The sequence below is a fragment of the Curtobacterium sp. MCBA15_005 genome (assembly GCF_001864855.1).
Classification (GTDB): domain Bacteria; phylum Actinomycetota; class Actinomycetes; order Actinomycetales; family Microbacteriaceae; genus Curtobacterium; species Curtobacterium flaccumfaciens.
This window is the reverse complement of the sequence record NZ_MJGL01000028.1, coordinates 1-20242: the sequence shown is the minus strand read 5'-3', so window position 1 is coordinate 20242 and position 20242 is coordinate 1. Positions and strand designations below refer to the sequence as shown.

The following is a 20242-nucleotide window of genomic DNA, read 5'->3' as shown; positions in this document are numbered from 1 at the left end:
CTCCCGTCCGTTCCGGTGCGTGCGGTGGAGCAGTGCACGCGGTGCGTGCCGTGCACGTGGTGCGTGCCGTGCACGTGGTGCGTGCCGTGCACGCGGAGCGCGGTCACCCGCGCCGCGGTCACCCGCGCCGCGACCGCCCGACGACGTACCGCCACGGTCCGCCCAGCGCCGCCACGAGCTCGACGCGCTTGAGGCCGGCCGTCGCCTCGCGGAACGCGTCGTCGACGGGCCACCCGCCGACGGCGTCCACCGCGGCGGACACCTGGTCCGCATCCGCGCCGGCGCCCTGTCCGAGCGCCCCGAGCTGCCGCAGCGCCCCGACCGCCCGACGGAGCACGGCCAGTGCGGTGCGGGGTCGCAGCATGAGCTTCGCGACCCACGCACCGAGGCCGGTGCCGTAGCCGAGCGCCTGCGAGCGCAGCGCCGCACGGTCCGGCCGGTGCTTGTGCCAGACGACCGCCGAGGGCTCCACCGCGAGCGCACCGCCGGAGAACAGCACCCGGGTGAACAGGTCGGGGTCCTCGCCGGCGCGGGCCAGGGTGCCCGGGCCGAGTGCGACGTCGAACCCGCCCAGGGCGAGCGCGGCCGAACGGCGGAGCGACATGTTGGCACCGGTGCCGAACGCGCCGACCGAGAACGGGAACAGCGGCAGGTCCGCCGGCGGCGCCCACGTGCGGAACACCCGGCGGTCGGTGTTGCGCGCCCAGGTCACGCGCTCGTCGAAGTACCGCTGCGTCGGGGTCCGGAGTTCGCCGCTGGGCACGAGGCCGGTCACGCAGACGACGTCCGCGTCGCGGGCGTACGCGTCGGCGAGCGCTGCGAGCCAGTGCCGGTCGACGACCACGTCGTCGTCGACGAAGGCGACCACGGCCCCGGACGCGAGGGCGAGTCCGGCGTTCCGTGCGCGCGAGACGCCGGGTCGGGCCTCCAGGACGTACCGCAGGCGCGGATCCGCGAGCGACGTGACCACGTCGCGGGTCGCGGTGGTGGTGGGTGCGTTGTCGACGACCAGCACCTCGAAGTCGTCGTGCTCGGACGCGAGCACCGAGCGCACGCAGCGGCGCAGGTCCTCGGCCCGGTCGCGGGTCCCGATGACGACGGAGACGCGTCCGACCGGCGTCCCCGCGGGGGCGGCCGGGAGGCCCGTGGTGCGCAGGGCGCGCAGGGCCGGTCCCAGCTCGGCCGGGTCCACGCCGCCGTCCGCGTCGACGTTGACGTCGACGAACCCGGCGATCTCGCGTCCGTCACGGACGAGCAGGCGGGCGCGACGGAAGCCGGTGGCGCCGGCGAGTTCGACGGCGGACGCGGCGAGCGCCTCCTGTCGGTCGACGGCGCCGACCCAGGCCGCGCCGGCCCAGGCGGGCACGTCCGGGGACGGCATCGCGGGCGTGAGCGTGAGCACGCGGGTGGTGGTGGCCTGCTGGTCGGTCATGGTCCGATGCTCCGGTGGGGCTGCTGCGGGGTCAACGGCGGCCGCCCGCGGTTGCGGCGACGGTCGTCCGACTTGCGGTTTGCCGCCAGCACACGCCCCCGGACGGTAGGATCGTGAGGACGACTCGGCGGCAGCACGCCGGGCACGAGGAGGACGCATGTCGATGGGCCCCACCGACGAGCTCGGCGCCGTGCTCCCCTCGGAACAGAGCGTCTTCGTGGTCGACTCCGTGACCTGCGTCTGCGGCCACGTGCAGGACGCCCACGAGCACTACCGTCCGGGCACGGACTGCGCCCTCTGCGACTGCCAGAAGTTCCGCAAGAAGCGCTGATCAGGCCTTCCGGGCACTGATCGATCGGGGGCGGTGCGGGAAACCGCCGCTTCCCCGCAGACGGGCACGGGTCGCCTTGTCGGCCCCGGAACGGCGCGGTTAGCGTCGCGTCCATGGCCATCTCCCCCGCGGTCCCCGCGTGCATCGTCCTCGCCCACGAGGACCCGGCACACGTGCGCCGACTCGTCGAGGCGCTCGAACCGTTCCCGGTGTTCCTGCACTGCGACGCGCGCACCCCCGAGACGGTGTTCCGCGCCATGACCGACGGGCTGCCGGATCGTGTCCGACTGCTCCCCCGGATCCGGACCGGCTGGGCGCGCTGGGAGAACGTCGCCGCCGAGGTGTCCGGCTACCGGGCTGCCCTGGCCGAGACCGACGCCTCGCACGTGGCCGTGCTGACCGGCAGCGACTACCCGCTCGCGAACCCCGCCGAGATCACGGCCCTGCTCGAGGCGCACCGCGAGGAGTCGTTCATCTCGGTCAACCCGCTGCCGTTCGCACCGTGGGGCCGTGACGGCGGCATCTCCCGCATCCGCTTCCGGCACTGGGCGTGGCGGAAGCACATGCTCCGGCTGCCGGTCCCCCGCCGCGTGCCGGCGAACGTCTCCTTCGCCGGGGGCTCACAGCTCAAGGTCCTCGCCCGCCGGCACGCCGCCGCCGTCGTGGACACCGTCGACCAGCGCCCCGACCTGGTCCGGTTCTGGCAGCGCACCTGGGTCGCCGACGAGACCTTCGTGCCGTCGGTGCTCAACTCGCCGTCGCTGACGCCGGGGTTCGCCGACGAGCACGTCTCCCAGCCGCTCTGGTGGATCGGGTGGGACGGCACCGCGCGGAAGAGCCCGCCGTGGTTGACCGTCGCCGACGCGGGGCAGCTGCTCGAGCGTCGGACGGACGCGGACGTCGAGGTGCAGCACCTGTTCGCGCGGAAGTTCTCGACCGACCGGAGCGGTGACCTGCTCGACGTCGTGGACGCAGCCTTCGGGCTGCGCCAGGGCGCGGGCGCGGCGACGGCGTCGGCACGGCAGGACGCGGCAGCGGTGGTCGCACCGTGAGCTTCCCCCCGCAGACCCGCCGCGAGGCCCGCGCAGCGCGCGAGGCCGAGGCGCCCGCGCCCATCGCCCGGGAACCCATCGCCCCGGAAGCCACCGCACCCGTGCCCGAGTCGCTCGACACCGGATCGGTCGCCGTGCGGAAGGGCGCCTCCGTCCTGTTCGGCCGCGGCCTGCTGTACGTCGTCGTCTGGTCGATGCAGCTCGTCGTCTCGTCGCTCATCTCCCCGGTGCTCGCACACCTCATGCCGCCGGCCGAGTTCGGCGTCCTCGCCTCGGCCATCGCCCTGTACCAGGCGCTCGTCGTGCTGGCCGTCCTCGGCATCGACCAGGCGTCGGTGCTGCAGCGGGCCGAGGACGGCGACGACCGCCGGGCGCGCGGCCTGCTCGCCGTCGGCATGGTCACCGCGATCGTCGTCACCGTCGCGGCGCTCACCACGATCCCGGTCTGGGCCGACGCCGCCGGCTTCGTCGGCAACCACCCGCTGCTCCTCGTCGCGGTGCTCTGGACCGGCCCTGCCGCCATCGTGCAGATCTCCCTCGCGCTGCTCGTCGCCCAGGACCGCATCCGGGTCTTCGCGGTCACGAGCCTGCTGTCCTCGATCGGCGGCTCGGTCATCGGCCTCGGGCTCCTCACCTGGGTGCAGGCCGACGCGACCACCTACGCGTGGGGCGGCGTCGTCGCCCAGGGCGTGGCGATGGTCATCGGCATCGCGGCGACCCGTCCGCGTCTCGCCGGCCTGTTCGACCGCAAGACCACGGCCCGGGCGTTCCGCCTCGGCGTGCCGATCGCCCTCGGCAACCTGTCGTACTTCGTGCTGAACGCCGGCGACCGGATCGTCGTCCAGCGGCTGCTCGGCCCGGACGAGGTGGCCCGCTACCAGATCGCCTACGTCGTCGGCTCGGCCGTCATCCTGCTCCTGACCTTCACCAACCAGGCGTGGGCGCCGCACTTCGCCGCCCTCCGCGACCCGGTCGCCCGCCGGCAGCTCGCGATGCACTCCCGCGACGAGCTGTACCGGATGCTCGGACCGGTCCTGCTCGCCGTGACCCTGGTGTCACCGGTCGCGCTGCCGATCCTCGCCCCGGCGTCGTACCGCGTGCAGGAGCTCTCGGTCGTCGTCTTCGTCGTCGCGATCACCGCGTTCCCCGTCGTCGCCAGCGGTGCGACCGGACGCCTGCTCCTGGTCGAACGCCGCGGTGTCGCCGTCGGGGTGATCGCCGCGATCGCCGGCGCCGTGAACATCGGCGCGAACCTCGTGCTCGTGCCCGTGCTCGGCATCGCCGGCGCGGGCCTGGCCACCGTCGTCGCCTACGCGATCCTGGCCGCCATGCAGCTGCTGGCCCTGCCCGACCGCCGTGAGTGGCGCGGACCGGGTGCCCGGATCGTCCTGACGACCCTCGCCGCGCTCGTCGTGGCCGCCGCGTCCCTGCTCCTGCCGCAGGACGTCCTCTGGAACTGGGTCCGCATCGCCGGGGTGGTCGCCTGCCTCCCCTGGTTCCTCCGCCGACTGAAGACCGCAAGGGGTGGTGTCTCGTGAGACCGCGACAGACTGCACACGACGGCACCCGCCGACTCCGCGTCGGCGTCCTGGTGACCGGACTCGCCATCACCGGCGGACTCGAACGCTGTGTGCTCGAGGACACCCGCGAGCTCGTCGCCGCCGGCCACGAGGTCGAGGTCTGGCACCGGAACGCCCAGTCCCCGCGCGCCGCCGAGGGCCCCCCGCCCTACGAGGCGATGGGCGTGAGGCTGGTGGAGGCCACCGACTACCGGTTCGGGATCACGACCGCGCTCCGCGACGCCTGGCGGTTCGCCCGCGAGGGGCTGCGGATCCGACGATCGCACCTCGACGTCCTCTGGTTGAACCGGCCCGAGTACCTGCCGTTCGGCCGGGTCGCGTCGCTCGTCTCCGGAGTACCGCTCGCGGTGCACCTGCACCACGCGCCGAACTACCGGCGGCTCGGCCCGATCGCCGGCGGCCGCACCCGCTACTTCGCCGTCTCGCACGCGATGGCGCGCGCCTGGGCGGAGTCCGGCGTGCCGACGGACCGCATCACGATCGTGCCGAACGGTGTCGACACCGACGCGTTCCCGGCCGCCACCCCGGCATCGGTGCACGACGCCCGCGCGGCACTCGGCATCCCCGAGGACACCCCGACGGTGCTGTACTACGGTCGGCTCACCCGGTCGAAGGGCGTGCTCGCCCTCCTGGAGGCATGGGGCCGCGTCCGCACGGCCGCTGCGGCACGCGTGCCGGTCACCACTCCCCCCGTGGCCGGTCACGCGGCGCCCGCGCCGCTCCTCGTGCTGGCCGGTGCGCTCTACCCGGAAGAGGCCGACGCCGTGCACGCCGCGATCGACGCGCTCCCCTCCGGTTCCGTGCTCGTGCTCCCCGAGCGGGACGACGTCGTCCCGCTCCTGCACGCCGCCGACGTCGTGGTGGCGCCGTCCATCGAGCCCGAGGGCTTCGGGCGGGTCGTGGTCGAGGCGATGTCCGCCGGCCGTCCCGTCGTCGCCGCCGCATCGGGCGGCACCGGGGAGATCCTGTCGGGCGACTGGGCGCGGTACACCGTCGACCCGGCCGACCCCGACGCACTGGCGGAGAAGCTGCTCGACACCCTCGACGAAGCCGAGCTCGACCCGTCCCTCGCCGCACGGTGCCGCGCGTGGGTCCGTGACCGCTACGGGCGCGAGCCGCACGTGCGAGCGCTGCTGCTGGCGCTGCTGGCACACGCTCGGCGCTGACCGCGCCGGACCCGGCGCCGTCAGCCGGCGGCGGGTCCCGTGGACGGCAGCGTGGCCCGGGGGCTCTCGCCGTCGGCGGGTACGTCGATCGTCATCCAGTCGACCAGCAACGACCCGGCGGCGTCCCGGGGCGGTAGGCCCTCGAGGGACCCCGTCTGCACGACCAGGTGCATGCGTTCCACGGGGATGTCCTGCGTGGTGCTCCCGACGACCTCGTCGTCGACCAGGAACGACATCCGCGAGGGCGTCCACTCGATCGTGTACGTGTGCCAGTCGGCCAGCGACGCGTCGGTCTCGTGGTGGACGCACTTCTCGGCCGGGTCGACCAGGCAGTGCACGTTCAGCCAGGCGGGCGCACCGAGCGCGCCCTCGGGGAAGTCGATCTCGCCGTGCGCCCAGACGTTCTCGTCGCTCCAGAGCAGCACCGCCACCCCGTACCCGTCGACCTCGTCGCTCTTCATCCGGATGCTGTAGCGCCCGGAGGTCTGACCACCCCATCGTCCGTCGACGAGCGGGACGACCCCGCCGGCGAGCGGGGTGCCCGCCTTCGTCGTGCGCAGGTGCATGTCGAGCATCCCGTCGTGGGCGCTCAGCGTGGACGCCTGGTACCGACCGGTCCCCGCGGTGTCCGCGAAGCCGTGGTAGACGGTGAACCGGTCGTCGTAGGCCGCCTCGAACCCGCCCGACGGGGTGGTGTCGTCGAAGTCCTCCGAGAACACCCGCTTCCAGCCGTCACCGTCACCGGTCGGCATCGCGACCCCGCTGGGTCCGGGGCCGACGGACGTCGTGCCGGTGGTCGCCGCGGCGACGGCACCGACCGCGACCACCAGGGCCGCGGCCACGATCGCGACCCGTCGTCCTCGTGTCCGGAGCGGGGTGCGGTGGCGGGAGGCGCCGAGGCCGTGCGCCGGTGCGGCACCGTGCGCGGCGGCCGACTGCTCGGAGACGGGGCGGGGGCCGTCCTCGTCCGGGGTCATCCAGCTGCCCATGCGCGGACCTCCGAGAGACCGACGTTGATCGTGCTGTTCGACACCCCGGTGGTGGTGAACCGCACCCAGGTGACGTTCCGGGCGGTGAAGTCGACCGTCCGGGCGCTGCCGTCGTTCGGGAGTGCGCCCACGGCGACCTGGCTGCCGTCCGAGAACGTCAGCGTGCCGCTCGTGATCTGGTCGTCGCTGTTCGGGCGGTCGTGCAGGACGATGCGCTGGAGCGCGACGGGGGCGGCCCAGTCGAGCTGGATCCAGATGCCGGTCCGTCCCCAGGGCACGGCCCACTCGGCGGTGTGGTCGACCGGGTGGCCGGACACCACGCCGTCGACGGCCTTCGCGACGGTCTGGCCGTCGGCCGGGTTGTCGGCGATCGCCGTCGGGGTGGCCGAGCCGGTGACGTCCCGCAGGCCCGGAGCGGGCGTGGGCGTCGGCGTCGGGGTCGGGGTCGGCGTCGGCGTCGGGGTCGGCGTGGGGGTCGGCGTCGGCGTCGGCGTCGGCGTCGGGCCGCCGCTGCTGCTCGCCGGGGCCAGCGCGCGGATCTCGGCAAGACCCACGTTCTGCGTCCCGCCACTGACCGACGTCACCGTGAACCGCACCCACGTGACACTGCGCGCCGCGAACGTGATCCGCTGCACCGCACCACCGTTGCTCAACGCCGGCACCTGCACACTCGAGCCGTCCGAGAACGTCAACGTCCCGCCCAGCACCTGGTCCACCGAGTTCGGCCGATCAGCGAGGTCGACCGCGTCCAACGCCGTCGCCTTCGCCCACCCGAGCTGGATCCACGTCCCCGCACGACCAGACGGCGCGACCCACTCCGCCGTCGGCGCATCCGGGTACCCGCTCACCACACCGTCGACCGCCTTCACGGCCGTCTGACCGTCAGCCGGGTTCTCCGCACTCGCCGTCACCGACGCCGAACCCGTCACGTCCGTGTGGGTGGGGGTCGGGTCCGTGGGGTCGGTGGGGTTCGTCGGCACCGGCGAGCCGGCGGTGTACTGCCGGCTGAGCCACGAGGTCTCCGGTCGCGCCGAGCAGGCCTGGTACGACGCGCAGGTCTCACTGTCATGGGCGGCGTAGGTGAAGAACGCGTCGGCCTTCGCCTGGGTCTGGGCCGTCGTCAGGTTCGCCGGACGGTCGGCGATCGGGTACCCCATGTACCCGGTGAAGCCGTGCGCGCCGGTGTACTGCCGCTGCACCTGGTCGGTCAGGTACGCGACCGTGTGGTGGTCGCTGTGGTCCCCGTCGCCGTACTCGCCCTCGTGGTCGAGGGTGTGGATGTCCGTCGGTGCGAAGTCCTGCACGATCCCCTGCAGCGTCGCCCGCAGCTGCGCGAGCGTGTACGTGGCGCTGTGCGGGGCGTCGGCGACGGTGTGCAGCGTGTCCATGTCGCCCGTGTAGAGGCGCTGGAGGCTCTCGTACCCGTTCGCCCAGAAGCCGTTGCCCTCGACGTTGCCGTCCGGCAGGTCCATGAAGACCAGGCTGATCCGCGGGTCGGCAGTGAGGGTCTCGGTGAGCAGGGTCCGTCCGGCGACCGTCGTGGAGCCGGTCGTCGACGCCGGGTCGACGCCGGCCATGCTCGCGTAGGCGGCCATCAGCCCGACCTGGCGTTCCTGCCAGTACCAGTCGGGCTTGCCGGCGTCACCGGCGGTGACGATCACGGAGCGCACGCAGCGCCCCGCGTCGATGTCCTTCCGCAGGTCCGTGCCCTGGAAGAGCAGGTCGTCGTCGGGGTGGGCGACGACGTTGAGCACCCGCCCGGCGCTGCAGTCCGCGGCCGCGGCCACGGCGGGCTGGACCGCGAGGTTCGGCGCGACCAGCACGGCGAGCACCGTGGCGACCACGCCCGCGACGGACGCGACGGTGGCCCGTCGCGTCCGTCGCGGTCTGTCGGAGGTCGGTTCAGTCGGTTGCATGGCGCAGGCCCTCCGTCGTCAGTTCGTACATCGCGGTCGTCCCCGACGACCAGACCCGCTTCCAGTAGGGCGAGGACGCCATGGCGGCGGCGAGCTCCTGGTAGTCGGCGTCGCTCTGGTAGCCGTACCGCTCGTCGTAGGCGCCGAAGGGCTCCGCGACCAGGGCGTAGTAGCCGGTGGCCGACCAGTTCACGACCAGTTCCCGCGTCACGTTCGACAGGTCGGCCTCGGCGTCGTAGCCGCCGGTCGGGTCCGGGTACGGGCCGAGTGCTTCGCGGGACAGGTAGCCCACGTCGAAGTACCGTGCGCCGGTGTTGCTCGGCACGGCGTTGGCCGAACCGGTGAGCAGCATCACGGAGCCCGCGGGCGCCGTGCGGTCGTAGTACTGCGTCGCTGCGGACTGGCTCCGGGTCATGACGCGGTTCCAGTCGAGCGAGGTCTGCCCGAACGCACCGATCGCGACGAGTGCCGCCACCGCTGCTCCGGCGACCGCGAACCGCACGGCGGACGGGCGCATCCCCCGCTGCAGGACCGCCCCGACCGGGGCGAACCGACCGGCGGGCATCGGGAGCGCCGCCGCCAGGATCGCGATCCACGGCGTCGCGAAGAGCACGACGCGGAAGACGCCCTCCTGGCCGTAGTTCGTGGCGACGAGCAGCGAGATCGGGCTCGCGGCGGTGGCGAGCAGCGCCCAGTGCGTCCGGTCGCGCCGCATCAGCACGGTCACCAGGGCGATGAGCCCGAGCACCACGAGCGCGGCTGCCGGGATGTCGAACGCCAGGCGCGTGACGAGCGGCTTCGGCAGGACGGTCATGTCGTGCGCGGGCGGCTGCACGTTGTCGAGCACGCGTCCGACCGCCGCGAGCGACAGGAACCGTCCGAGGATGTCACCGTTCAGCGCGGCGAAGACCACCGCCGGCACGAGCACGACGACGGGCAGCCACCAGGGGCGGAGCATCCGGAAGACGATGAGCGTGACGAGTGCGGCGACCGTCAGGTACGGCGAGATCTGGTGCGTCACGGCGAGCACGATGCCGATGAGGGTGATCGCGATGATCCGCGAGAGCCCCACCCGCCGTGCCCGCGGCTTGGCGGCGACCGAGCCGTCGGCGGTGGTGACGGCGGCGTCGCGCAGCGGTCCGGTGGCGAGCACGAGGATCACGATCGACATCAGGATGCCGGTCGACTGCGGCGAGAAGTACGTGGTGTTGAGCGAACCGGTCATCGCGGTCAGCAGCGCTGCGATCCACGGCCGACGGGCACCGGGCAGCCAGTGCGCCGCCAGGACCCCGACCGCGATGGTCGTGCTGAACGCGAGCAGCACCGGCACCCAGGCGGCGATGAGGATCGTGTTGACGATGCCCCCGACGTCGGCGACCCAGGCGGCGCCCGCGAACAGGCCGGACCAGGTCTGGAAGATGTCGGCCGACGGGTTGGTCCCACCGAACTGGCGGATGTACTCGACGACACCGATGTGCCGGGCGGCGGCGGTCACGGTCGGCACGCCGTACGTGATCGCCTGGGCGAGCTGCACGACACCGCCGAGCACGACGACGGGCACGGCGAGTGCGCGGCCGCGCACCAGGGCGATGACCGCGGCGGCGACGACGAGCACGAGGCCGACGACCAGGCCCGGGCCGAGCGAGCCGAACAGGCCGGCCGGCACCGGGTCGCCCATGTGGGTGAGCGCGGCGACGACCACGACGACGAGCCCGCCGAGCGAGAGCGCCGTCACGGTGGCGGTCGTGCTCCACCGGGGCCGTGCGGGCGCACGGTGCACGAGTCCGGCACGACGGAGCTCCGTCACGTCACGGGGTACCGAGACGGCGAGCGCCGCCGCGGTGAGCACGACGACACCGACGAAGGGGACCGCCGGCGCCCAGATGTGGAAGGTCGCCATGGTGTACCCGATGGCGATCGTGCCGACGAGCGACCCGGTGACGGCGAGGACGGCGAACCGTGCGAGGGACATCGGACGGACGAGCAGCATCGGGGCGACCCCGAGCAGGGCGAACAGGAAGACCGCGACGGCGCTCGCCCGCAGCGTGGGCAGCTCGACGACGCTGCCGACGGCGGCCAGCACGAGCGTCAGCACGACGATCGCGGCGGCACCGAGTCGCGCCGCCGGCCCCATCGCGCCACCGGGGGTCGGTCGCGCCGGCCCCGCGGTGTCGAGGCCGCGCTGCAGCTCGTGGCGGCCGTGCGCCGTGCGGTCGATCGTTCCCGCGCCGCCCATGCGTTCCCGGAGCGCCAGGACCGGAGCGGTGAGCACGGAGCGCCGCTCGACGCGACGCAACCGACGCTTCGTGGCCGCGAACTCCGCGTCGACGGCGTCGACGGTGTCCGCGTCGCGCGCGGTGCCCGTCCCGTGGCCGTTCGCCGGAGCAGCGTCGGCAGCGTCGTCGCCCTGCTCGAGGCCGAGGCGCGCGAAGGCGCTGATGGCCTCCGGTGCCGCGTCCACCGAGGCGGTCAGCGTGTCGCGGTCGAGTGCGTTCTTGGTCATCCAGGCTCCGAGTCCGTGGCCGTGCGCGGCAGCGGCGGCGCGGAGCGACGCGACGTCGTCCGCCGATCGCTGCCACGCGATCGCGGCCGGTTCGACAGCGATCGCGGATCCGGCGAACAGCAGTCGTGTGAAGAGGTCGAGGTCGTCGCCGCCGCCGACGCGGGTGCCGGGGCCGAAGGCGGTGTCGAACCCACCGATCCGGAGCGCGGTCGCGCGGTGCACGGCGAGGTTCGCGCCGGTGCCGTAGGCCGAGGCGGCGAAGGGGTGCAGCGGGAGGTCGTCGACCGGGTCGTCGAGCCGGAACACCCGGCGGCGGACGGTCCGCCCACCGGGGGTGCGGTCGTCGTGCCAGCGCTGCGCCGGCGTCCGGAGCTCGGCACTCGGCACGAGCCCGGTGACGCAGGCCACGTCCGGGTCCGCCGCGAAGGCACGGGCGATCGCGGCGATCCAGCCGCCGTCCACGACGGCGCCCTCGTCCACGAACGCGACGACGTCGCCGGTCGCGACGAGCAGGCCGGCGTTCCGCGCGGCGGCGAGGCCGCCGTCGGGCGCGGCGATGGTGGTGACGCGGCGTCCGCCGATGTCGACGGTCGCCACACCGCCGTCGTCGGCGCCGTGCGAGACGACGACGACGTCGAAGTCGGGGTGCCCGTTCGCGAGCACCGACCGCATGGTCGTGCCTGCGGCACCGTCCGTGCAGAGCACCACGGTGACGGACGGCAGCACCAGACCTGCTGCCGGCCGACGCTCGGGTGCCGGCATGGGCCGGATCGCGCGCTGCAGCGCACGGACGTCGATGGTGCCGCCGATGCGGCGGCGTTCGGTGATCTCGGCCTCGACGAAGCCGAGCGGCTCGCCGTGGTCGCGGACGAGCAGTCGTGCACGCCCGTACCCGGTCGATCCCTGCAGGGCGATGACGTCCCGGTGGCTCGACGCGTGCACGTCGGCACGGTCGACCTCGCCGACCCAGAGCGCGCCGTCCCAGGTGGGGACGAGCGGCCCGGTCACGACCGGCGAGAGGACCATCGCCAGGGTCGCGCGGGTCACGGTGTGCCCACCGGCTGCGGGAGCGGGGCGGGTGCGGGCGGGGTCCGCACGACGACGGTGCCGAGGACCCGGCCGACGGCGTAGCCCGCGACCGTCGAGACGACGGAGAGCGCGATGGCGTACGCCCGCAGGCCTCCGCCACGACCGACGTGACGCAGTTCGCGCAGCACGGCGCCCGGGATCACCCGGGTCAGGTAGGTCGACTCGCTGGCGAGCGAGTCACCGGTGCCGACCCGACGGCTCAGCACGGCCTTCGAGATCCCCTCGTAGTAGCTGCGGCGGCGCAGGTAGCGCATCGTCACACGGTCCGGGGAGACCCGGTGCGAGACGTTCGAGCGCGGTTCGTGCCGGATCCGCGCGCCGGGACGGGCCTGGGCGATGCGGATGCAGAGTTCGGTCTCCTCGCAGCCGAGCGGCTGGTTGCCGACGCGGCCGATGCCGGAGCGGAAACCGCCGGCGAGCAGGATCGCGTCTCGGCGGAACGCCATGCTCGACCCGATGACGTTGCGGACGTCGCCCGGGGTCTCGGGCAGCCCGCGGTACGAGCACCCGACGATCCAGAGCAGTTCGTCGGCGTACGGGCCGGGGCCGGTCGCGGTCGGCCAGGACGGCGTGGCACGACCGCCGACACCGACGACGTCAGGGTCCTCGAGCGCGGTGAGCATGTGCCCGAGCCAGTCGGGGTCCGCGGTGGCGTCGTCGTCCAGGAACGCGACGACGTCGGCGTCGGTCAGGGCGACACCGGTGTTGCGGGCCCCGGAGAGTCCGCGGTCCTCGGTGTTCGGGACGACCCGGAGTTCCGGCCAGCGCGCGGCGGCGCGGGCCAGGAGCTCGGGCTCGTGGTCGATGACGACGACGACCTCGGGGCCCTCGGGCTGGCGCTTGGCCGACTCGACGCTGTCCTGCAGGTCACCCCAGCGCTGCTGGGTGTAGGCGCAGATGACGACCGCGACGGTCGTCACGCGACGTCCTCCTCGAGGGCGACGACGGATGCCCCGGCGACGGCGGACGCAGCGACCGGGGTCGCGACGGACGCAGCGACCGGGGTCGCGACTGACGCAGCGACCGGCGACGCAGCGACAGGAGCAGCAGCCGGCGCGGCCAGCTGCTCGGCCGGCGGGACGACGCTCATCGCCGCGCGACGGACCTCGGCACGGCCGATGGCGGCGCGACGACGCTCGTGCATGATCGACTTCAGCACGCGGATGCCGTCGGTCACGGCGTTGAGGTTGCTGGAGCCGTGCACCCGGAGCTTCTCGTGGCTCGGCACCTCGGTGATCGCGAGCTCGGCGGCCGACCAGCGGCAGGTCAGGACGGTCTCGATCTCGAACCCGTCGCCCCACAGCATCGAACCGTCGGCCGGCTTCGGCAGCTCGGACGACAGCAGACCGATCTCCGGCAGGACGTCCGCCCAGAAGGCGTTGTAGCCGTAGCAGAGGTCGCTGTAGCGGGTGCCGAGGATGATGTTGCAGAGCATGTTCAGGCCGCGGTTGCCCATGTTCCGGACGATCGTGATGTCGTCGCTGCCACCGCCGAGCGAGTACCGGGTGCCCTTCGCGACGTCGGCGCCGTCGATGAGTGCCTGGACGAACCGCGGGATCTCGTCGGGGTCCGCGGAGCAGTCGGCGTCGAACATGACCACGATGTCGCCGGTGACGGCCTCGAAGCCGCAGGCCAGGGCGTTGCCCTTGCCCTTGCGGGTCTGGTGCACGACGCGGATGTCGGGCATCACGCGCTGGGCGGCGGCGATGGTGTCGTCGACGGAGTTACCGTCGACCAGGATCACCTCGTACACGGGCGGGAGCTTCGGGAGGATGATCTCGAGGTTGCGGGCCTCGTTCCGTGCCGGGATGACGACGGAGACCCTCGGGTCTGCAGGGCGAACGGTACGTGCGGGCATGGCGCGGTCCTGTCGGGTCAGGGTTGCTGTCGGGTGGTGGCTCGTCGAGACGAGCGGCGCGTCCTCGGATGACGCATCGACGACGGTGACCGTCGTCGGTCGAGCAGCGGGACGCGGGTACGACGCCGCCTGCTTGCCGCGGGTGAGTGGGTACTCTCCCCCGCGGTTCCAACCATCGCCGCGGCCAGCGGGAGGGTCAATGCGCGGTGCGGTCCCTTGCGGACACCCGGGTGCGGATACGGAAACCCGCAACCCTCGTGCAGGTTGGCCCTCCGGCGCGGCGGCCGGCGGGTGGTGGACGCAGGACGAGCGGACGGGCGCGCCCCGCAGAGCGGCAACGCGAAGCGTTGCGCGGGGCGCGCTGACCGAGCCTGCGAGGGAGGTGTGCCAGCTGGCACCGCGCCTCCCGTCCGGTCGTGGGCCGGTCTCAGACCTGCGGCACGTCCGCCGTCTCGAAGGCGGCCCGCAGCGCGACCGCCAGCTCGGCGACGTGCGGTTCCCGCAGCAGCGACGTGTGCTCGCTCGCGATCCGCACCATCTCGGTGGGCCCGCGCAGCAGGGCGGACCACCCGGCGGCGTCGGGGTTGGCGTCGGCGAGGACGTAGGTGGCCCTTCCGTGGAACGGCGTCGGGTGGTGGCGTCTGGTGACGATCTCGGCCTGGTCGAAGAACGCGTCGAAGTCCTTCTGCCCACCGTGCCGCAGCACGCCGGCCGTGTACGCACGGAGCCGCTTGGCGAACAGCGCCCCGTACGGCACACCCGCGGGCAGCACCCGCCTGACGGCGCGGTCGAGCCCCCGCTGCACGGCCCGGACGGCGGTGCTCGGCTGGTCGCGCGGCTCCATCCGGCCGAAGTGCAGGCGGGCCTGTTCGGACTTCGTGCGGGGCAGGTAGGTGTCGAGCAGGACGACGTGCTCGACCTGCTCGCCGCTCTCGGTGAGGAGCCGGGCGATCTCGAGTGCGACGAGTCCGCCGAGCGAGTGCCCGACGAGCAGGTACGGGCCGCGGGGCTGCACGATGCGCATCAGGGCGAGGTAGCGGCGGGCGCTCCGCTCGATGTTCCAGTCCGGCATCCCACGGCGCTCGAGGGCGTGCTGCTGGAACGCGTACAGGTCGTGCGCGGGCAGGTGCCGCGAGAGCGGCAGGAACGTCAGCGCCAGGGCACCGCCACCGGCGAAGCAGAACACCGGCGGACGGCCGCCCTCGCGCGCCTCGGACACCTTCACGACGTCGGGGTGGCTCGGCAGCGCACTCGTCCCGCTCCGCACCCGTCGGGCGAAGGCGCGGAGCGTCGGGTGCTCGAGCACGTCCGAGGAGCGCAGGTCGACCCCGAGCCGGTCCTGCACGACGGCGAGCATCTCCTCGGCGGACAGCGAGTCGCCGCCGAGCGCGGAGAAGTCCTCGTCCAGGTGCACGCCCCGGAGCCCGAGCACCTCGGCCCAGATCTGCCCCACGACGAGCTCCCACTGGTCGTACTCGCCCTCGACCATCTCGGTCTCGACGCTCGGCGCCCCCGGGAGTTCGGCCCGGTCGACCTTGCCGCGCTCGTTCCGCGGCAGTTCGGTCATCGGCACGATCGACGCCGGCACCATGTACTCGGGCAGCCGCTCACGGAGCGCCCGGCGGAGCGCGCCCGGTGCCGGGGTGCGGTGCCCCGGGCGACCGACCACGTAGGCGACGAGCCGGGTGACGGAACCGGGGTCGACCTGTGCCGTCACGACCGCGTCGTGCACCTCGGGGACCGCGCGGAGGGCCGCCTCGACCTCACTCGGCTCGACCAGATAGCCGCGGACCTTCACGGCGTCGTCGGATCGGCCGAGCAGCACGAGCCGCCCGTCGGGGTCGACGCGTGCCAGGTCGCCCTGCCGCCAGCTCGGGGTCCCGACGGGGATGCCGGCGACGGCCTCGGCTTCGCCGGTGTGTCCGGCCCGTTCGGCGGTCTTCTCCGGCGCGCCCCAGTAGCCCGCGGTCAGGGCGTCGGAGACCACGACGAGCTCGCCGGTCTCCCCCGGGGCGGCAGGGCTGCCGTCCTCACGGAGCACGAGGACCGTCTTGCCGGGCAACGGCCACCCGGCGGGCACGACGCCCTCGGGCACCGGCTCCCCCGGGGCCACCGGGCAGTAGGCGACGCACGCGGTCTCGCTCGAGCCGAAGGCGTTCAGGAGCAGCGTGTCCGGGTCCAGGTGGGGTCGGGCCGCGGCGAGGTCGGCGCCGGTGACGGACTCGCCCGTGGTCATCAGGAAGCGCAGCCCGCCGAGCACCGGTGCGGTCCCGGCTGCGGTCCCGTGCGACCCGGGGGCGCTCTGCGACCCGATGATCGACCGCAGCAGGTGCGGGGTGCAGACGAGCACGTTCACGTCGTCGTCCCGGAACCGCCCGAGCAGCCGCTCGACACCGAGTTCACGCGGCTCGAGCAGCACGATGGTGCCGCCGCAGAGCAACGTGTCGAACGAGAACAGGAGCCCGGCGGCGAAGGACAGCGGCAGGACGACCCCGAGCCGGTCGCGGGGGCCGAGGCCGAGCGCGACCGCGTCCTGTTCGGCATCGGCGATCTGCTGCCGGTGCGTCAGGACGACGCCCTTCGGCATGCCGGTCGAGCCGGAGGTGAAGACGATGGCGAAGGGGTCCCGCCCGCCGGGGCGCACGCCGACGGTGTCCGCCGACGGGGCCGCGCCGGGACCGCCCGCGTCCAGCAGTTCGCCCGCGTCCAGCAGTTCGCCGAGTGCGTGCACCCGGCCGTCCCGCTCCGCGACGACGGCAGCGGCCAGCGCCGCACGCTCGGTGTCGGCCACGATCTCGTCGACGCCGGCGAGCCGGGCCACGTGCGCCAGGCGTGCTGCGGGCAGGTGGTCGTCGAGCACCACCACGGTCCGTCCGGCACGCACCAGCGCGAGGATGCCGATCACGGCCTCGGTCGACTGCCCCGCCATCAGCCCGACCGGCTTCGACGCCCCGCCCGGGGTGTCGCCGACTCCGGCGCCGCTGTGGTCGTCGGGTCGGAGCGTCACGGCCAGGGCTGCGGCCAGCGCGCGCGAGGCCCGGTCCGCTTCGGTGTACGTGTACGGACGGCCGTCGCCCGCGAGCGCGGCGGCGTCGCCCCGGAGCGCCACGACGCGGTCCCAGCGGTCCAGCACGGAGTGGTCGGCCGCCGCGGGCACGGCTGCGGGGTGGTTCCAGGGATCGACGGTCGTCAGCGGGTCGACGGAGGTCACGATGACACCTCGGGTGCTCAGCAGCGGACCGCCACGACTCCCGCGACGGTCTTCCGACCGTAGGTCCGCGCTCCCCCCGCCCGCGAGCAGTCGAGAGCCCGGTGCGGGGAACCGCAACCGGTCTGGAGGCGCGGCCTGCGCCCGGCACGGACGGTACGACTCCGGAACGACCGGACCACCGCCGTGGGCACCTTCCGCACGGCGGCTCGCCCGGCTCGGGGATCGTGCGGTTCCGCGCAACCTCCGGATCAGCCGTGGCGTGACCGTGGATGAGCCGTGCATCCCCGATGAGGACGCTCGGAACCAGCACGGCCGCGAACGAGATCAGCCCGGTACGAGCACAGCCCGGAACGAGAACAGCCCCCGGGAGATCCCGGGGGCTGTTCATCGAGTGCTGGGGTACCTGGACTCGAACCAAGAACGACGGTACCAGAAACCGCTGTGTTGCCAATTACACCATACCCCAAAAGGCCTGTCGGCCTTCTGGCCCGGTCACCCGGGGCACGATCAACTACTGTACAGCATCCCGGAGGTCCGCAAGACCACCCACCAGGTCTCGGTGCACGGCGGCGGCGGTCGCGGCTCCGTGTCCGGCGGCGACGATGAGCTGCTCCGGCCCGGGAGGCGTGACGTCTCCCACGGCGTAGAGCCCCGGGACGGACGTCCGGCCCACCCGGTCGACCACGAGGAGTCCCTGCGTGTCGCGCTGGAGCCCCTCGAGTGCTCCGGGCGTGTCGCCGTTCTCGGCCGTGTTCCCGCTCGTGGCGCTCGTACTCGTGGTGGCGCTGGTGCGCAGCCAGTCGAGGTCGGCGTGCCACACCGGTCGGACGAACCCACCGGTCCGCGGCTCGACGTGGCCGTCAGCGAGCCGGACGCCGGTCATCCCGGAGCGATCGCCCTCGAGGTCCTCGACGAGCCGCTCGTCCACGACGACCCCCGCCGACGCCAGCCGAGCACGGCCGGCGTCGTCGAGCGGCGCCACCCCGTTCGTGTAGACGATCAGGTCGTCGGTCCAGGAGGCGATGAGCAGCGCCCGGTCGACGACGTCGTCGGTCTCGCAGATGAACGCGAGCGGCTGACCGGCCTTGTCGTACGCATCACACTCGACGCAGCTGTGCACCGCGGTGCCGTAGAACGCGCGGAGCATCGGCAGCGCCGGGAACTCTTCACGCAACCCCGTCGCCACGACGACCGTCCGGGCGCGGGCCTCGAGCTCGGTGCCGCGCCACGAGCCGTGCACCCGCCAGGTGTCCGTGTCGGCGTCCGGGGCCACCAGGTCGACGACGGACTGGACGACCGTCGCCTCCGGGTACCCCTCGACCTCGGTCCGCCCGAGCTTCCGGAGCTCGAGCGGCGAGATGCCGTCCCGCGTCAGGAACCCGTGCGACCGGAGCGTCGCGGCGTTCCGGGGGCGGTTCGCGTCGACGAGCAGTACGGTGCGCTTCGCACGGACCAGGTTGAGCGCAGCGCTCAGCCCGGCCGGACCAGCGCCGATGATCGCCACGTCGTGCACGACCGGGACGGTGTGCGCCGTGCTGCTCACGGTCGGTCAGCGCGCCGCGAGGGCGCGGAGCCGGGTCAGGGTGGACTCCTTGCCCAGGATCTCCATCGACTCGAACAGCGGCGGACTGATCCGACGTCCGGACACCGCCACGCGCAGCGGGCCGAAGGCGACGCGGGGCTTCAGGCCGAGCTCGTCGATGAGGGCTGCACGGAGCGCGCCCTCGACGGCCTCGGTGGTCCAGTCCTGGACGCCCTCGAGTGCCGCGGTGCTCGCCGCCAGGACCGTCGCCGTGTCGCCCTTGAGCGAGGCCAGGGCGTCGTCCTCGACCACCAGATCGGCGTCGGAGGTGAACAGGAACCCGAGCATCGCCGGTGCCTCGCCGAGCAGCTGCATGCGCTCCTGCACGAGCGGAGCCGCCTTGGTCAGGACCTCGAGCTGCTCCGGGGTCGCCGGGTCGCTGATGAACTTCGACAGGTACGGCAGCAGACGCGACCGGAAGTCCTCCGGCGCCAGCAGACGGATGTGGTCCCCGTTGATCGCCTCGGCCTTCTTGTGGTCGAAGCGGGCCGGGTTCGGGTTCACGTCGGTGACGTCGAACGCCGCGACCATCTCGTCGATCGAGAACACGTCGCGGTCGGGGCCGATCGACCAGCCGAGCAGCGCCAGGTAGTTGACGAGCCCCTCCGGGATCATGCCGGCGGCACGGTGGTGGAACAGGTTCGACTCGGGGTCACGCTTCGAGAGCTTCTTGTTGCCCTCCCCCATCACGTACGGCAGGTGCCCGAACACGGGGATGGAGGGCGCGAGGCCGATCTCGTACAGCGCCTCGTACAGGGCGATCTGCCGCGGGGTCGACGACAGCAGGTCCTCACCCCGGAGCACGTGGGTGATGCCCATCAGGGCGTCGTCCAACGGGTTCGTGAACGTGTACAGCGGTTTGCCGTTCGGGCGGACCACCACGAAGTCGGGGAACGTGCCCTGCTTGAAGGTGATCTCACCGCGCACCAGGTCGTCGAAGCTCAGGTCACGGTCGGGGACCCGCAGCCGGAGTGCCGGCTCGCGGCCCTCGTCGCGGAAGGCCTGGCGTTCGGCATCGGTCAGGTCACGCTCGTGGTTGTCGTACCCCTGCTTGGGGTCACGACCGGCGGCCTTGTTGCGGGCTTCCATCTCGTCCGGCGTGACGAAGGACTCGTAGATGTGGCCGGATTCCTTGAGCTTCGCGATCACGTCGTCGTAGATCGCGGTTCGCTCGGACTGCCGGTACGGTCCGTGCTCGCCGCCGGCGTCCACCCCTTCGTCCCAGTCGAGCCGGAGCCAGCGGAGCGCGTCGAGGATCTGCGCGTACGACTCCTCGCTGTCGCGGGCGGCGTCGGTGTCCTCGATGCGGAACACGAGCTTCCCGCCGGTGTGGCGGGCGTACGCCCAGTTGAAGAGCGCCGTACGGATGAGCCCCACGTGCGGGGTCCCCGTCGGGCTCGGGCAGAAGCGGACGCGGATGTCGGAGCCGGAGGCGGTGGTGAATGGCGCAGTCATGACCCGTCAACCCTACCGCGGCGCCTGTCCCTCCCACCTGCCCTGTGGATGGGTCGCAGAACGCAGAAAACCCCTGAC

General features: G+C 73.3%; 13 protein-coding genes and 1 tRNA gene. 4 read left to right on the top strand and 10 right to left on the bottom strand.

The window, feature by feature from the left end:
- Positions 1–118: 118 nt before the first annotated feature.
- Positions 119–1432, bottom strand: coding sequence for a glycosyltransferase family 2 protein (locus BIU89_RS12030; protein ID WP_071246833.1), 1314 nt, complete (start codon positions 1430–1432; stop codon positions 119–121).
- Between the two features lie 157 nt (positions 1433–1589).
- Between BIU89_RS12030 and BIU89_RS18565 the strand changes: the two genes are divergently transcribed.
- From BIU89_RS18565 to BIU89_RS12015, 4 genes are all read left to right on the top strand, one after another.
- A complete protein-coding gene (locus BIU89_RS18565) occupies positions 1590–1763 on the top strand; it encodes a hypothetical protein (RefSeq protein WP_155896838.1) in 174 nt (57 codons plus the stop codon).
- A gap of 113 nt (positions 1764–1876) precedes the next feature.
- Entirely contained in the window at positions 1877–2815 is a 939-nt protein-coding gene (locus BIU89_RS12025; RefSeq protein WP_071246831.1) for a beta-1,6-N-acetylglucosaminyltransferase, read from the top strand.
- Positions 2812–4353 (top strand): lipopolysaccharide biosynthesis protein, encoded by a 1542-nt coding sequence (locus BIU89_RS12020; RefSeq protein WP_083404345.1) that lies wholly within the window; start codon positions 2812–2814, stop codon positions 4351–4353. The genes BIU89_RS12025 and BIU89_RS12020 overlap by 4 nt, the downstream gene beginning before the upstream one ends.
- The gene (locus BIU89_RS12015) at positions 4350–5561 is read left to right on the top strand and encodes a glycosyltransferase family 4 protein (RefSeq protein WP_175475019.1); all 1212 of its coding nucleotides are present in this window, start codon (positions 4350–4352) and stop codon (positions 5559–5561) included. The genes BIU89_RS12020 and BIU89_RS12015 overlap by 4 nt, the downstream gene beginning before the upstream one ends.
- Positions 5562–5581: 20 nt before the next feature.
- Here the strand turns inward: BIU89_RS12015 and BIU89_RS12010 are convergent, their stop codons facing one another.
- From BIU89_RS12010 to gltX, 9 genes are all read right to left on the bottom strand, one after another.
- Positions 5582–6550 carry a glycoside hydrolase family 16 protein gene (locus BIU89_RS12010; RefSeq protein ID WP_071246827.1) on the bottom strand — a complete coding sequence of 323 codons (969 nt, stop codon included), beginning with the start codon at positions 6548–6550 and terminating at the stop codon, positions 5582–5584.
- Positions 6535–8394, bottom strand: a complete 1860-nt coding sequence (locus BIU89_RS12005) for a PIG-L family deacetylase (RefSeq protein ID WP_071246825.1) — start codon at positions 8392–8394, stop codon at positions 6535–6537. Before BIU89_RS12005 ends, BIU89_RS12010 begins: the two co-directional genes overlap by 16 nt.
- A 58-nt stretch (positions 8395–8452) precedes the next feature.
- Positions 8453–12016, bottom strand: a complete 3564-nt coding sequence (locus BIU89_RS12000) for a glycosyltransferase (RefSeq protein WP_071246823.1) — start codon at positions 12014–12016, stop codon at positions 8453–8455.
- Complete coding sequence (locus BIU89_RS11995; RefSeq protein WP_071246821.1) at positions 12013–12978, bottom strand: glycosyltransferase family 2 protein; 966 nt, start codon at positions 12976–12978, stop codon at positions 12013–12015. Before BIU89_RS11995 ends, BIU89_RS12000 begins: the two co-directional genes overlap by 4 nt.
- The gene (locus BIU89_RS11990; protein WP_071246819.1) at positions 12975–13916 is read right to left on the bottom strand and encodes a glycosyltransferase family 2 protein; all 942 of its coding nucleotides are present in this window, start codon (positions 13914–13916) and stop codon (positions 12975–12977) included. Before BIU89_RS11990 ends, BIU89_RS11995 begins: the two co-directional genes overlap by 4 nt.
- Before the next feature lie 427 nt (positions 13917–14343).
- On the bottom strand, positions 14344–17127 hold the full coding sequence (locus tag BIU89_RS11985; protein WP_175475018.1) for an AMP-binding protein: 2784 nt from the start codon (positions 17125–17127) through the stop codon (positions 14344–14346).
- A 394-nt stretch (positions 17128–17521) separates the two neighbouring features.
- Positions 17522–17593: transfer RNA gene (locus BIU89_RS11980), tRNA-Gln, on the bottom strand.
- A gap of 45 nt (positions 17594–17638) precedes the next feature.
- Positions 17639–18670, bottom strand: coding sequence for an NAD(P)/FAD-dependent oxidoreductase (locus tag BIU89_RS11975; protein WP_071246817.1), 1032 nt, complete (start codon positions 18668–18670; stop codon positions 17639–17641).
- A gap of 6 nt (positions 18671–18676) precedes the next feature.
- Positions 18677–20164, bottom strand: a complete 1488-nt coding sequence (gene gltX / locus BIU89_RS11970; protein ID WP_071246815.1) for a glutamate--tRNA ligase — start codon at positions 20162–20164, stop codon at positions 18677–18679.
- Positions 20165–20242 lie beyond the last annotated feature (78 nt).

Bases quoted from the DNA above. Each gene is read 5' to 3' on its own strand.
- BIU89_RS12030 (WP_071246833.1), bottom strand. From the start codon at position 1,432: ATGACCGACCAGCAGGCCACCACCACCCGCGTGCTCACGCTCACGCCC.
- BIU89_RS11990 (WP_071246819.1), bottom strand. From the start codon at position 13,916: ATGCCCGCACGTACCGTTCGCCCTGCAGACCCGAGGGTCTCCGTCGTC.
- BIU89_RS18565 (WP_155896838.1), top strand. From the start codon at position 1,590: ATGTCGATGGGCCCCACCGACGAGCTCGGCGCCGTGCTCCCCTCGGAA.
- BIU89_RS12010 (WP_071246827.1), bottom strand. From the start codon at position 6,550: ATGGGCAGCTGGATGACCCCGGACGAGGACGGCCCCCGCCCCGTCTCC.
- BIU89_RS12025 (WP_071246831.1), top strand. From the start codon at position 1,877: ATGGCCATCTCCCCCGCGGTCCCCGCGTGCATCGTCCTCGCCCACGAG.
- gltX (WP_071246815.1), bottom strand. From the start codon at position 20,164: ATGACTGCGCCATTCACCACCGCCTCCGGCTCCGACATCCGCGTCCGC.